The 13,188-nt window shown below is 70.8% G+C and carries 13 protein-coding genes; 2 read left to right on the top strand and 11 right to left on the bottom strand.

The window, feature by feature from the left end:
• Positions 1–16 precede the first annotated feature (16 nt).
• The 11 genes from der to Mth01_RS02830 all read right to left on the bottom strand — a co-directional run bounded on the left by der (position 17) and on the right by Mth01_RS02830 (position 11,570).
• Positions 17–1,432 (bottom strand): ribosome biogenesis GTPase Der, encoded by a 1,416-nt coding sequence (der, locus tag Mth01_RS02880; RefSeq protein ID WP_204010645.1) that lies wholly within the window; start codon positions 1,430–1,432, stop codon positions 17–19.
• A 73-nt stretch (positions 1,433–1,505) separates the two neighbouring features.
• Positions 1,506–2,210, bottom strand: coding sequence for a (d)CMP kinase (cmk, locus tag Mth01_RS02875; protein WP_204010643.1), 705 nt, complete (start codon positions 2,208–2,210; stop codon positions 1,506–1,508).
• A gap of 124 nt (positions 2,211–2,334) precedes the next feature.
• Positions 2,335–3,462, bottom strand: a complete 1,128-nt coding sequence (locus tag Mth01_RS02870) for a prephenate dehydrogenase (RefSeq protein WP_204010640.1) — start codon at positions 3,460–3,462, stop codon at positions 2,335–2,337.
• A gap of 64 nt (positions 3,463–3,526) precedes the next feature.
• Positions 3,527–3,886 carry a chorismate mutase gene (gene aroH / locus Mth01_RS02865; protein ID WP_204010949.1) on the bottom strand — a complete coding sequence of 120 codons (360 nt, stop codon included), beginning with the start codon at positions 3,884–3,886 and terminating at the stop codon, positions 3,527–3,529.
• A gap of 103 nt (positions 3,887–3,989) precedes the next feature.
• Positions 3,990–5,672, bottom strand: a complete 1,683-nt coding sequence (locus Mth01_RS02860; protein ID WP_204010637.1) for a pseudouridine synthase — start codon at positions 5,670–5,672, stop codon at positions 3,990–3,992.
• Between the two features lie 65 nt (positions 5,673–5,737).
• The gene (scpB, locus tag Mth01_RS02855; RefSeq protein WP_204010628.1) at positions 5,738–6,331 is read right to left on the bottom strand and encodes an SMC-Scp complex subunit ScpB; all 594 of its coding nucleotides are present in this window, start codon (positions 6,329–6,331) and stop codon (positions 5,738–5,740) included.
• 12 nt (positions 6,332–6,343) lie between these two features.
• Complete coding sequence (locus Mth01_RS02850; RefSeq protein WP_204010621.1) at positions 6,344–7,186, bottom strand: segregation and condensation protein A; 843 nt, start codon at positions 7,184–7,186, stop codon at positions 6,344–6,346.
• Between the two features lie 32 nt (positions 7,187–7,218).
• Positions 7,219–8,118, bottom strand: a complete 900-nt coding sequence (locus tag Mth01_RS02845; RefSeq protein WP_275408873.1) for a ParA family protein — start codon at positions 8,116–8,118, stop codon at positions 7,219–7,221.
• An 82-nt stretch (positions 8,119–8,200) separates the two neighbouring features.
• Positions 8,201–9,157: a site-specific tyrosine recombinase XerD gene (locus Mth01_RS02840; protein ID WP_239089289.1), complete on the bottom strand. Its 957-nt coding sequence runs from the start codon at positions 9,155–9,157 to the stop codon at positions 8,201–8,203.
• Between the two features lie 35 nt (positions 9,158–9,192).
• Positions 9,193–9,846 (bottom strand): NUDIX domain-containing protein, encoded by a 654-nt coding sequence (locus Mth01_RS02835; RefSeq protein WP_407695913.1) that lies wholly within the window; start codon positions 9,844–9,846, stop codon positions 9,193–9,195.
• Positions 9,847–9,872: 26 nt separating this feature from the next.
• Positions 9,873–11,570, bottom strand: coding sequence for a CTP synthase (locus Mth01_RS02830; RefSeq protein ID WP_204010937.1), 1,698 nt, complete (start codon positions 11,568–11,570; stop codon positions 9,873–9,875).
• Between the two features lie 228 nt (positions 11,571–11,798).
• Here Mth01_RS02830 and Mth01_RS02825 point away from each other — a divergent pair, with 228 nt between their 5' ends.
• Together Mth01_RS02825 and Mth01_RS02820 are read left to right on the top strand one after the other, a co-directional pair.
• Positions 11,799–12,524, top strand: coding sequence for an acyltransferase (locus tag Mth01_RS02825; protein ID WP_204010614.1), 726 nt, complete (start codon positions 11,799–11,801; stop codon positions 12,522–12,524).
• A 27-nt stretch (positions 12,525–12,551) separates the two neighbouring features.
• The gene (locus Mth01_RS02820; RefSeq protein WP_204010612.1) at positions 12,552–13,139 is read left to right on the top strand and encodes a Uma2 family endonuclease; all 588 of its coding nucleotides are present in this window, start codon (positions 12,552–12,554) and stop codon (positions 13,137–13,139) included.
• Positions 13,140–13,188 lie beyond the last annotated feature (49 nt).

Raw genomic sequence — 13,188 nt, 5'->3', positions numbered from 1 at the left:
ACGGCATTCGCCCGTGTTATTTCTTCTGCCGTTTCTCCCGGATCTTCATCGTGATCTCGATGGGGGAGCCGGCGAAGCCGAACTCCTCGCGGATGCGGCGCTCGATGAACCGGCGGTAGGTCTCCTCCAGGAACGCCGACGTGAACAGCACGAACCTCGGCGGCTCGGTCGTCGCCTGCGTGGCGAACAGGATCTTGGGCTGCCTGCCCCCGCGCACCGGCGGCGGCGTGGCCTGCACCAGCTCGGTGACGAACTGGTTGAGCCGGGCCGTCGGCACCCGCGTCCCCCACGACTCCAGGGCTCGCTCGATCGCCGGCGCGAGCTTGTCGACGTGGCGGCCGGTCTTTGCGGAGATGTTGACCCGCAGCGCCCAGGGCGTGCGGACGAGCTGGCGGTCGATCTCCTTCTCCAGGTAGTACCGCCGGTCCTCGTCGACCAGGTCCCACTTGTTGAACGCGACGACCATGGCGCGGCCGGACTCGATGACCAGGCCGATGATCCGCAGGTCCTGCTCGGTCAGCACCTCGGAGGCGTCGATCAGCACGACGGCCACCTCCGACCGCTCCAGCGCGGCCCGGGTGCGCATCGCCGCGTAGAAGTCGGCGCCCTTCAGCTCCCGGTCGCGGCGGCGGATGCCCGCGGTGTCCACGAACCGGTAGGTCGTGCCACGCAGCTCGACCAGTTCGTCCACCGGGTCGCGGGTGGTGCCCGCCACGGGGTCGACCAGCACCCGCTCCTCGCCCGCCAGCCGGTTCAGCAGCGACGACTTGCCCACGTTGGGCTTGCCCAGCAGAGCGACCCGGCGCGGGCCGCGCCGCTCGCCGAACGTCTGCTCCGGCGCCTCGGGCAGCGCGTCGAGCACGACGTCGAGCAGGTCGCCACTGGCCCGGCCGTGCAGCGCGGAGACCGGGTACGGCTCACCCAGGCCCAGCGACCAGAGCCCCGACGCCTCGATCTCCAACTGCTGGTTGTCGACCTTGTTGGCGGCCAGCACGACGGGCTTGCCCGACCGGCGCAGCACGGCCCCGACCGCCTCGTCGGAGTCGGTCACGCCGACGCCCGCGTCCACCACGAACAAGATCACATTCGCCAGCTCGGCCGCGACCTGGGCCTGTTCGGCGATCCGCAGCGCCATGCCGGTGGCGTCCGGGTCCCAGCCACCGGTGTCGACCAGTGTGAACCGGCGGCCGCGCCAGGTCGCCTCGTACGTCACCCGGTCCCGGGTCACGCCTGGCACATCCTCCACGACCGCCTCACGCCGGCCGATGATGCGGTTGACCAGCGTCGACTTGCCCACGTTGGGGCGGCCGACCACGGCCACGACCGGCAGGGGGCCTGCGTCGGGCTCACCGGAGCCATCGCCCGCGGAAGCGGCGAGTTCGGCCTCGGTCCAGCCGCCCTCGTCGTATTCGTACTCCCCCGTAACGTCCATTTCCTGCCTCATCGGCTGATTCCTCCCCGATCCCGCCAGGATCAGGCTCAATATGCCCCTGCACTGGCGGGGCTCAGATGGTCCGCTCCTTGACGAGCCGCAGCACTTCGGCGATCACCTCGTCGAGGTCGAGCGGAGTGGTGTCCAGTTCCACCGCGTCGGCCGCCATCGCCAGGGGGTCGGTCTTGCGCGTGGAGTCGAGCGCGTCCCGCCGGGCCATCTCGGCCCGTTGCTCCCGGGTGGAGGTCCCGGTCAGCTCCGCCGTACGGCGCAGCGCGCGGGCGTCGGCGCTCGCGGTGAGATAGATCTTGAGCGGCGCGTCCGGCGCCACGACCGTGCCGATGTCGCGTCCCTCGACCACGATGTCGCCAGGCCCGATGATCTGCCGCTGGAGATCCACCAGACGCCTGCGCACGTCGGGCACCGCGCTCACGGCGGAGACGGCCCGGGTGACCTCCTGGGTGCGGATCGGCCCGCTGACGTCGGTCCCGTCCACGCTGATGCCCGGGGCGTCCGGGTCAGTGCTGATCTCCAGCCGGGGTTCGCGGCAGCGGTCGGCGACGGCGTCCTGATCCGCGGGGTCGACCCCCTGGTCGAGCATCCACCAGGTGACCGCCCGATACATGGCCCCCGTGTCCAGGTACCGCAGCCCGAGAGCCCGGGCGACTCCACGCGACGCGCTCGACTTCCCCGACCCGGAAGGCCCGTCCATAGCGACGACCAGACCCGACACGCTCGCTCCTCTTCTCTGGCCCTGCCCGGCGATCCGGCCCGACATCCCGGCCCGGCGATCCCCACCCTGCCTTTACCCGACCCCCGAGCGTACCGGGACTCCCGGCGATCCCGCGCATCAGCGCCGCGCGCACTCAGCCGGTTCGGCCGTCGGCGGCCGTCGGCGGCCGTCAGGGCACCTGCCAGCCGCGCTCGCGCAGGCCTTCGGCGAGCGCCTCGGCCGCCTCCGGCTGGACGTACAGGTCCGCCGCGCCGAGCGGCAGCCCGGGCGCGTGCTCCAGCCGGATGTCCTCGATGTTGATCCCCGCCTGTCCGGCGGCCTGGACGAGCCGGGCCAGTTCGCCGGGACGGTCCCCGATGACCACCTGGACGACCGCGTAGGTGCTCGCCGGGCCGCCGTGCTTGCCGGGGATCCGGCCGGTCCCGCGCACGCCACGCCACAGCAGTTCGGTGACGCCCGCGACGGCGGCACCGTCACCCGCGAGCATGCGCAGCGATCGCGCGACGTTCGCCAGGTCGGCGGCGACGGCCTCCAGCACCTCCGCCACGGGTACGGCGTTGCCGGACAGGATGCCGGTCCACAGCGCCGGGTCGCCGGCGGCGATCCGGGTGACGTCGCGCACGCCCTGACCGGACAGGCCGAGCGCCGTGTCAGACGCCTCGGCCAGCCGCGCCGCGACCGCCGCCGCCGTCACGTGCGGCGCGTGCGAGACCACCGCCACCGCCCGGTCGTGCTCGGCGGCGTCCACCCGTACGGCGTTGCCCCCGCACAGGCCGATCAGTTCCAGGACCGCCGCCACCGCCGGGCCGGACGCCTCCGGCGTCGGGCAGAACGCCCAGGGGCGGCCGAGGAACAGGTCGGGCCGGGCCGCCGCCGGCCCCGACCGCTCCCGGCCTGCCAGCGGATGACCGGCGACGAACGTGGACAGGTCGCAGCCGAGCTGCGCCGCCTGCGCGATCAGGAGTTCCTTCACGCTGGCCACGTCCGTGTAGGCCCGGGCGGTCTCGCTCTTCTGCAGGTCGAGCAGCCACTGCGCGACGAACGGGGGCGGCACCGCGATGACCGCCAGGTCCACGGTCCGGTCGGCCCGCCAGTCCTCCCCCGCCCCCAGTTCCCGCGCCAGCCGTACGGCTCCCGCGTCCCGATCGGCGAGGAACACCCGGACGCCGCGCTGACGCAGCGCGAGCGCGATCGAGGTGCCGATCAGTCCCGTGCCGACGATGACGGCGCTGCCGAGCGCGGTCGCGGCGCCCTCGGTGGAAGCACCCTCGGTGGAAGCGCTCTCGGTGGGAGTCATCCTGCTCGTCCTGGTGGTCTCGTCCCTGACAGGATCTACTGCATCTACTGCGCGATGGCGGGGTCTACTGTGCGATGTCCACGCGGAGCGCGACCGCGCCCCGCAGGTACACGTGCTGGATCTCCTGACGCGGCCGGTCGGTGGCGATGTGCGCCATCAGGCGGACCACACGCGGCAGCGCACCGGGCACGTCGATCTCGGACGCGCACAGCAGCGGGACATCGTGGAACCCCAGCTTCCGCGCGGCCAGCGCGGGGAACTCCGCGGTGAGATCGGGCGTCGCCGTGAAGATCACGCTGATGACGTCCTCGGTGGTGAGGTCGTTCCGCGCCATCACCTCGGTGACCAGTTCGGTCGTCCCCGCGATGATCGATTCCCGGTCGTCGCCGTCGACCTGGATGGCTCCACGAACCGCCCGCACCATCGTCGTTCCCCTCTCGCGCTCGCCGCCGTGGGCCCAAGCCACCGCCCAGTCCACGGGGCTTTATCCGTTATTGTCCCGCCCTGCGAACCGGCGCCCGGCAAGGCTACATGCCGACGGTGGAGTAGAGCTCGCCGACCTCCTGCACCGTCAGAGTGCGGAGGGTACCGGGCTTGAGCCGGCCCAGTTTGACCGGGCCGAACTCGATCCGCGCCAGGTCGATCACCCGGTGGCCCACGGCCTCCAGCATGCGCCTGACGATGTGCTTGCGCCCCTCGTGCAGGACGATCTCGACCAGCGCCTGCTGGCCGTGCTCCTGCACGATGCGGAACTCGTCGGCCCGGGCCAGCCCGTCGTCCAGCGCCACGCCCTCGCGCAGCGCCCGGTGCAGGTTGCGCGGCACCGGACCGGGCACCTTGGCCCAGTATTTCTTCGTCACGCCGTAACTGGGGTGGGTCAGCCGGTGCGCCAGCTCACCGTCGTTGGTGAACAGCAGCAGGCCCTCGGTCTCGGTGTCCAGCCGGCCCACGTGGAACAGTCGCGGAGCGAGGTCCTGCACGTAGTCGTGCAGGCACGGGCGGCCCTCCGGGTCGTCCATCGTGCTCACGACGCCGATCGGCTTGTTGAGCGCGTAGTAGACCAGGTCCGGCGCGGTCGGCACCCGCCTGCCGTCGACGTGGATGACCTGCCTGGCGGGATCGACCCGGGCGCCGAAGCGGCGCACCACCTGGCCGTCGACCGTCACGCGGCCGTCACCGATCATCTCCTCGCAGGCGCGCCTGCTGGCCACCCCGGCCTGGGCGAGGACCTTCTGCAGCCGCGCGCCGTCCGGCACCTCCGTGGTGTCGCGCTCGTCGGTGTAGTCCTCGTCGTAGAAGTCCGGGTCGCGCAGCGGCTGCCGCGAGGTCTTGAACGGGTTCTCCCCCCTGCTCTCACGGCTCTCCCGGGGCGCTCCCCCGCGGCCCTCTCCCGACCGGGGCCGCGATGCCGCCCCGCCGCGGTCGGACCTGTCGTGGCCGAAGCGCGCGCGCAGTCCGCCCCGTTCGGCACTCCCGCCGCCGATGGTCCGCACGTCGTCACGCGACCCGGTGCCACCCCTGGCGGCGCGGAACGGGGCACGCCCAGGCTGACGGTCCTCACGAGGCCGGTCCTCACGCCTGCGGTCCTCAGGCCGGCGGTCGGCTCGCTCACCCCGATAGGGGCGATCGTCCCGATGACCACGTTCGGGACGCCTGCCGCCGAAGTCCCGGCCGCCCTCGAAGCCCCGGTCTCTGCCAGGGGCCCGGTCCCTACCAGGGGCCCGGTCTCTGCCAGCGGCCCGGTCCCTGTCGAAACCGCGGTCCCTACCAGAGGCCCGGTCCCTGTCGAAGCCCCGGCCGCTACCAGAGGCCCGGTCCCTACCCGGGGTCCGGTCGTCACGGTACGCCTGCGCCCGGTCACGACCGCCGGGACGCTCCCGGTCACGGTCACGGTCGCCGTAACGGCCTCCCTCGCCGGAGGGCCTGCCGTACCTGCCGCGCGAGCCGCCGCGGTCGTCCCGATATCCCCCGCCGTCCCGCCGGTCCCGGTGATCTCCATCCTCCCGACGGCCCCGGTAGCCCCCGGCGGTACGGCTGTCACGGGCGTCTCGGCCGGTCCGGTCTCGATCCGTCCGGTCTCGATCCGTACGGTCTCGATCCGTACGGTCACCGCGGAAGGGCTTGCGGTCGGCGTCGCGGTAGCGGTCGCCGCCTCTGAAGCCGTCGCCTCTGGAGCCGTCGCCTCCCCTGCCGTCGTTTCTGGGACCCATGCCCCGCTGACCGGTGCTCCGGCTCCGACCGCGTCCCTCACCGGACGGGGTACCACGCCTGCTGTTCACTGCTTCTCCTCAAAGATTTCCACGTCGTCCGGGAGGAATGGGGCGAGCTCGGGAAGCTCGTCGAGGCTACGCAACCCCAGCCTCTCCAGGAAGTAACTCGTCGTCCGGTAGAGCACGGCCTGGCTCTCCGGGTCGGTTCCGGCCTCCTCGACCAGGCCTCGTGCGGTGAGCGTCCGTATGACGCCGTCGCTGTTCACACCACGGATCGCCGCCACCCGGGCCCGGCTGACCGGCTGCCGGTAGGCGACCACGGCGAGGGTCTCCAGCGCCGCCTGTGTCAGCCGCGCCGTCTGGCCGTCCCTGACGAAACGCTCCACGAGCGGGGCACACTCCGCCCGGGTGTAGAAACGCCAGCCTCCGGCCACCTCCCGAAGGTCGAAACCACGTCCGGCCGCGATGTATTCCTCGGACAGATCACGCAGGGCGGCGCCGATCTCACTCGTCGGCCGCTCCAGGACCTGAGCGAGGGTCACCTCGGCGACCGGCTCGTCGACCACCATCAGGATCGCCTCCAGCGCCGGTCTGAGGTCCGGCAGGGGCTGCGGGATCCCGGCGGCCTCGACTGCCTCGACTGCCTCGCTGCGTTCCATGGGCCCCTCTCGCTATTCGGCGCCGCCGTCACCGCGTGACGCGTCGTAGTCGTCTCCGACCAGCACATCGCCGTCCGCGGCGCCGGTCCACGTGACGTACAGCTCGCCGAGCGGCTCGACCTGCTCGAAGGAGACGGCGGCCTCCCGGAACAGCTCCAGGACGGCCAGGAACCGGGCGACGATCTCGAAGGTGCCCCCGCAGTCGGCGGTCAGCGCCCGGAAGGTCGCCCTTCCGACCCGCCGCAACCGCTCGACAAGAATAGCGGCTTGTTCGCGGACGCTGGCGAGCGGTTGATAGATGTGGGAGACCGAGACGGTCGGCGGAGCCTTCGGCGTGAACGCCTTCGCGGCGATCTTGGCGAGCTGCTCCGGCCCGATGCCGAGGACGAGCTCCGGCAGCAGGTCGGCGAACCGCTTCTCCATGGGCACCGACCGGGGAAAGCGCAGGGCCTCCTCCGCCAGCCGCCCGGTGAAGATCTTCGCGACCTCCTTGTAGGCCCGGTACTGCAGGAGCCGCGCGAAGAGCAGGTCACGGGCTTCCAGCAGAGCCAGGTCCTCCTCGTCCTCGACTTCGCCGGTGGGCAGCAGGCGGGCCGCCTTCAGGTCCAGCAGGGTCGCGGCGACCAGCAGGAAGCGGCTCGTCTGGTCGAGGTCCCACTCGGGTCCGCGAGAACGGATGTACGCGATGAACTCGTCGGTGACCTGATGCAGGGAGACCTCGGTGATGTCCAGCTTGTGTTTGGAGATCAACCCGAGCAGCAGGTCGAACGGGCCCTCGAAGACATCCAGATGCACCTGGAACCCGGCCTGGTCTTGGGTCTCGGGCCCGGACACCTGCTCCGTCACGCCTCCCATTGTCGCCCAGACTCCCGGAGTGAATTACGAGATCACCCGCGGGAGTGGGCGGGCCAGCGGGCGAGGAGCTCCCGAGCGAGATCACGATAGGCGGTGGCGCCCATCGATCCGGGGTCGAACTGCGTGATCGGCTCACCGGCCAGGGTGGCGTCGGGGAAGCGGACGGTCCGGTTGATCACCGTGTGGAAGACCTTGTCCCCGAACCCCTGCATGATCGTCTGGAGAACTTCGCGCGCGTGCAGCGTACGAGGGTCGTACATCGTGGCGAGCAGGCCGTCGATCTCCAGGCTCTTGTTCAGGCGCTCCTGGACCTTGCCGATCGACTCCATGAGCAACGCGACGCCACGCAGCGCGAAGAACTCGCACTCCAGTGGAATCATCACGCTGTGCGCGCAGGTGAGCGCGTTGACCGTGAGCAGGCCGAGCGAGGGCTGGCAGTCGATCAGGCAGATGTCGTAGTGCGGCAGCAGCGGCTCCAGCGCCCGCTGCAGTGCGTACTCCCTGGCCACCTCGTTGACCAGCCTGATCTCCGCGCCGGACAGGAAGATGTTGCTGGGGAGCAGTTCCATGTTCTCGACGGAGGTGTCGAGCAGCACGTCCTCGACGGTGACGTCCGGCTCCTCCATGATGAGGTCGTAGACCGTCGCCTCGATCGGCCGGGGGTCGATGCCCAGACCGACGGAGAGCGCGCCTTGGGGGTCGAAGTCCACCAGCAGGACCCGCTGGCCCACCTCGGCCAGCGCGGCGCCGAGGTTGATGGTGGTCGTCGTCTTGCCGACGCCGCCCTTCTGATTCACCATCGCGACGATCCGCGCCGGTCCGTGGGTCTCCGGCGGTGTCGGCTCGGGGAACACCGGGCGCGGACGGCCGGTAGGCCCGATCGCACCGCCGGGGATCCCCGCGTTCCACGTCGCCTCAGTGGTCGCAGTCACCTTGTCCTCCCTGACGGCCTCGAACCTGATCGAATCTAAAGGGTCGGCAACAATGCGGCAAGGCGGCGCGCCCAAGGCGCTCTCAGTTCAGCGCGCGGGGATGGGCCGCCGCGTAGACCTCCCGGAGCCTGTCGACCGTCACCAGCGTGTACACCTGCGTGGTGGTCACCGAGGCGTGACCGAGCAGTTCCTGGACAACCCTAACGTCCGCGCCGCCATCGAGGAGGTGGGTTGCGAACGAATGTCGCAACATGTGTGGAGAGACACCGGAAAGTCCGGCCCGCTCCGCCGCGGCCTGGAGCACCTCCCAGGCGCCCTGCCGGGTCAGCCGGCCGCCCCGCGCGTTGAGGAACAGCGCGGGTGTCCCCCGGCCGTGCGCCGCGATCGAGGGCCGCGCCCTGACCAGGTATGCGTCGAGCGCCCGGCGGGCGTACCGGCCCAGCGGCACGATCCTCATCCGCCCGCCCTTGCCGCGCAGCCGCACCTGATCCTCTCCGGGGTCCTGGTCCGAGTCCTGTCCGGGCTCCTGTCCGATCTCCTGTCCGGGATCGTGGGACACGTCGTCGACGGCGAGCCCGACGGCCTCGGAGATCCGGGCGCCCGTGCCGTACAGGACCTCCAGGAGCGCGCGGTTGCGCAGGGCCAGCGGCGAGTCCTCGGGACCGCACGCGGCCAGCAGCCGCTCGACGTCGGCGACGCTGATCGCCTTGGGCAGGCGCCGCATCTGACGCGGCGGGCGGACGTCGTGCGCGGGGTCGTGACCGGAGACGCCCTCGCGGAGCGCGAACCGGTGCAGCCCGCGCACCGCGGACACGGCGCGGGCGGCCGAGCTGGCCACCAGCGCCGGGTGATGGTCGTCCCCCTCGCGCAACGCGGCGAGGAACGCCACCACGTCCCCCTCCGCGACGTCCGCCAGCGTGGCGAGGCCCCGTGCCTCCAGATGCTCGATATAGCGGCGCAGGTCGCGCCGGTAGGACGCGAGCGTGTTGGCAGACAGCCCCCGCTCCACCGCCAGATGGGCGAGATAGCTGGACAGCACCGCCTCGGGCTCGCTCAGGACGTCCCCCTACGGACTCATGCCTCCGGCGCGTCGGCGGGACGAAGTCCCTTGAATCCGTCGGCGGAAGCTGCGTATGCGGCGAGGATACCGGCGACCGCCGGAGAATTGTGGATCATTCCGGTCAGCACTCTGTCGACCGCCTCGGCCAGCGGGATCCACACCACCGGCATGTCGATCTCCTCGTTCCGGCGGACGTAGGAGTCCTCCTCCTCGGGGATCGGCGCCACGTCGCGGGCCAGGAAGATCCGGATGCGCTCGTCGGTCATGCCGGGCGAGGTGTAGACGTCGACCAGCGTGTCCCAGGCGCGGGCACGGTAACGCGCCTCCTCGGCCAGCTCGCGCGCCGCGCAGGCCACCAGCGGCTCGCCGGGCACGTCGCGGAGGCCGGCCGGCAGCTCCCACAGCAGGCGCCGCATCGGATGCCGGTACTGGCGGATCAGCAGCACGCGACCGGAGTCGTCGAGGGCGACCACCGCGACCGAGCCGGGGTGCACGGCGTAGTCGCGGTCCGCCGTCCCGCCGTCCGGCATCACCACGGTGTCGGTGCGCACGGAGATGACCCGCCCGCTGAACCGCTCAGCGGCGGCCACGACCTCCCACGACTCCTCGACGTCCCGCACCTGCGGGGGAACGTCCGGGGACGGCTCGTTCGAGGATGGCGCCTTCACCTGGTGCGGCTTCACTTGGTGCGGCTTCACTTGGTACGGCCCGCCTTCACGACGGGCTGGCTCGCAGCCTGGTTCGCAGCCTGGTTCGCCCCGGCCTGGCGGGCCTGCGCGTACTCGAGGGCGCCCTCCACCAGCCCCTTGAACAGCGGGTGCGACCTGGTCGGGCGGGAGCGGAACTCGGGATGCGCCTGAGTGCCGATGAAGAACGGGTGCTGGTCGGCGGCCAGCTCGGCGTATTCCACGAGCCTGCCGTCCGGGGACAGGCCGGAGAACACCATGCCGACCTTCTCCAGCGGCTCCCGGAACGCGTTGTTCACCTCGTAGCGGTGCCGGTGCCGCTCCTCCACCCTGGCTTTGCCGTACAGGCGACGGGCGATGGAGCCCTCGGCGAGCTTGGCGGGGTAGAGACCGAGCCGCATGGTGCCGCCCATGTCACGCTCCCCGGCGACCACGTCCTCCTGGTCGGCCATGGTCGAGATGACCGGGCTCGGGGTCTTCGGGTCGAACTCGGTGCTGTCGGCCTCGGCGATCCCGGCGAGGTTGCGGGCCGCCTCGATGACCATGCACTGCATGCCGAGGCAGATGCCGAGCAGGGGGATCTTCTGCTCGCGGGCATGCCGTACCGCGCCGACCTTGCCCTCGATGCCGCGCACGCCGAACCCGCCGGGGATCAGCACCCCGTCGACGCCGTCGAGCTCCCGGGCGGCGCCCTCGGGGGTCTCGCAGTCGTCGCTCTGGACCCAGCGGATGTTGACCCTGGCGTCGGCGGCGAACCCCCCGGCGCGCAGCGCCTCGGTGACGGACAGGTACGCGTCGGGCAGGTCGATGTATTTCCCGACCAGCCCGATCGTGACCTCCTTGGCGGGCCGGTGCACCCGGCGCAGCAGCTGGTCCCACTCGGTCCAGTCCACGTCGCGGAACGGCAGGCCGAGCCGTCGCACGACGTACGCGTCCAGGCCCTCGGAGTGCAGGACCTTCGGGATGTCGTAGATCGAGGCGGCGTCGACGGCGGAGACCACCGCGTCCTCGTCCACGTCGCACATCAGGCTGATCTTACGCTTGAGCGAGGTGGTGATCGGCCGGTCCGACCGGCACACGATGGCGTCGGGCTGGATGCCGATGCTGCGCAGGGCGGCGACCGAGTGCTGGGTCGGCTTGGTCTTCAGCTCCCCGCTCGGGCCGATGTACGGCAGCAGCGAGACGTGCAGGAAGAACACGTTGTCGCGGCCGACCTCGTGGCGGACCTGCCGTACGGCCTCGAGGAACGGCAGCGACTCGATGTCGCCGACGGTGCCGCCGACCTCGGTGATCACGACATCGACGTCGGGACCGGCCATGCCGCGGATGCGGTCCTTGATCTCGTTGGTGATGTGCGGGATGACCTGCACGGTGTCGCCCAGATACTCCCCGCGCCGCTCCTTGGCGATCACGTTGGAGTAGACCTGGCCGGTCGTCACGTTCGCCGAGCCGTGCAGCTCGGTGTCGAGGAAGCGCTCGTAGTGGCCGACGTCGAGGTCGGTCTCGGCGCCGTCGTCCGTGACGAACACCTCGCCGTGCTGGAACGGGTTCATCGTCCCGGGGTCGACGTTGAGGTAGGGGTCGAGCTTCTGCATGGTGACCCGGAGGCCGCGCAGTTTGAGGAGGCGCCCGAGGCTGGAGGCGGTGAGCCCTTTGCCGAGACTGGAGGCGACGCCACCGGTGACGAAGAGGTGCTTGGTCGGAATCTGCCTGGCCGGTGTCGGCCTGGGCAGTGTTTCCCTGGACGGTGTTTCCCGGGTCTGGGCGGCGCTGCGCAAGAATGGCTCCCGTGGTCGTCGTCTATCCCGGCCGCCCAGTCGGCGACCGCGATGCCCACGGGCTCTCAGAATATCAAACGCTTCCCGTTATCCGCCCCCCTACGTGCGCGAACCCGCTATAGCCGGTAAGTCGACCAACGGGTAACTTGTCCCGGTATGTCGATCGTGAAGCGTGCCGTCGGCCGACTGGTCCACCGCGGTTGGTCCTACGTGCGCGAAGCGGCCGCGCTCACCCCCGGCGCCACGGGCGGCTACCGGTTCCGCCGCCTCGGCGACGGGGCGTGCGTCGCCTTCCCCACCGGCGCCATCTTCGGCGAGGCATGGATCGAGATCGGCGACCACACGCTCATCGGCGAGCGCGTCTCCATCTCCGCCGGCATGGGCCCGGGGGTGGACCTCGGCCCCGGCTCGATCGTGCGGATCGGCCGCGGCTGTTCCATCGGCAGGGGCAGCCACATCGTCGGCCACCAGTCCATCGACATCGGCGACGACGTCTTCACCGGCCCCTACGTCTACATCACCGACCAGAACCACGTGTACGACGACCCGGAGGCGCCCATCGGGCGGCAGTGGCCGCGCAACAAGCCCGTCGTCATCGGGCCGGGCTCCTGGCTCGGCACGGGAGCGATCATCCTGCCGGGCACCCGGATCGGCCGGCAGTCGGTCGTCGCCGGCGGCGCGGTCGTGCGGGGCGAGTTCCCCGACCACTCGGTGATCGCCGGGGTGCCCGCCAGGATCGTACGGCGACACTCCCCCGAACTCGGCTGGCACAGCCCCTCGGCCGCCGACCCCTTGCCCACGCCCCGGCTGCCGATGGTCGCCCTGCCGTCCGAATCCGTCGCCCACGGCTACGTTCAGTGTCAGGATGGTGATGTCGAGTGACCCGCCAAGGTAAGAGGAGGACAGCGGATGACCACGGCTCTCCCTGAGTGGTTCTACCCAGGCCCGCCGGGCGGGTGGACCGCCGAGATGCTCGACTGCCTTCCCCCTGACGCACCTCGGCACGTCGAACTGATCGATGGCTCCCTCGTCATGAGGCCTCCCCAGACCGCCTTCCACATGTTCATGGTCACTCGTCTCACTGAAAGTGAGCGTGGAATCCGTCCCCCGTGCCACCTCGCGGTCGCCCGAGAGATGACGGTAACGCTGGGACCGCGGCAGCGGCCCGAGCCCGATGTCCTTGTGGTGAAACGGGAAGCCCTGGCCGATCTGCACAGGACCTCGTATGACCCGGAGGACGTTCACCTCATCGCCGAGGTCGTGTCGCCGGGTTCGGAGGACAGGGATCGGACCACCAAGCCGATCAAGTACTCCAACGCCGGCATCAGGTATATGTGGCGGATCGAGCTTGAGGACCAGGAGCCGGTCGCCTACACGTTCGAACTGGAGCCGAGCGTGAAGGCGTACGTCCCGACGGGCATCCATCGCAAACGGCTCACGACCTACGTCGGCTTCGATGTGGACATCGACCTGGATCTGCGACCCTTCCTCGGCTGATCAAGCCGAGGACCATCGCCGCACAGTGATCACCTCGCGGCGTCACTGT

The organism is Sphaerimonospora thailandensis, assembly GCF_016863115.1.
Lineage (GTDB): Bacteria > Actinomycetota > Actinomycetes > Streptosporangiales > Streptosporangiaceae > Sphaerimonospora > Sphaerimonospora cavernae.
The sequence above is the reverse complement of the archived record's forward strand: the minus strand, read 5'-3'. Positions and strand labels throughout refer to the sequence as shown.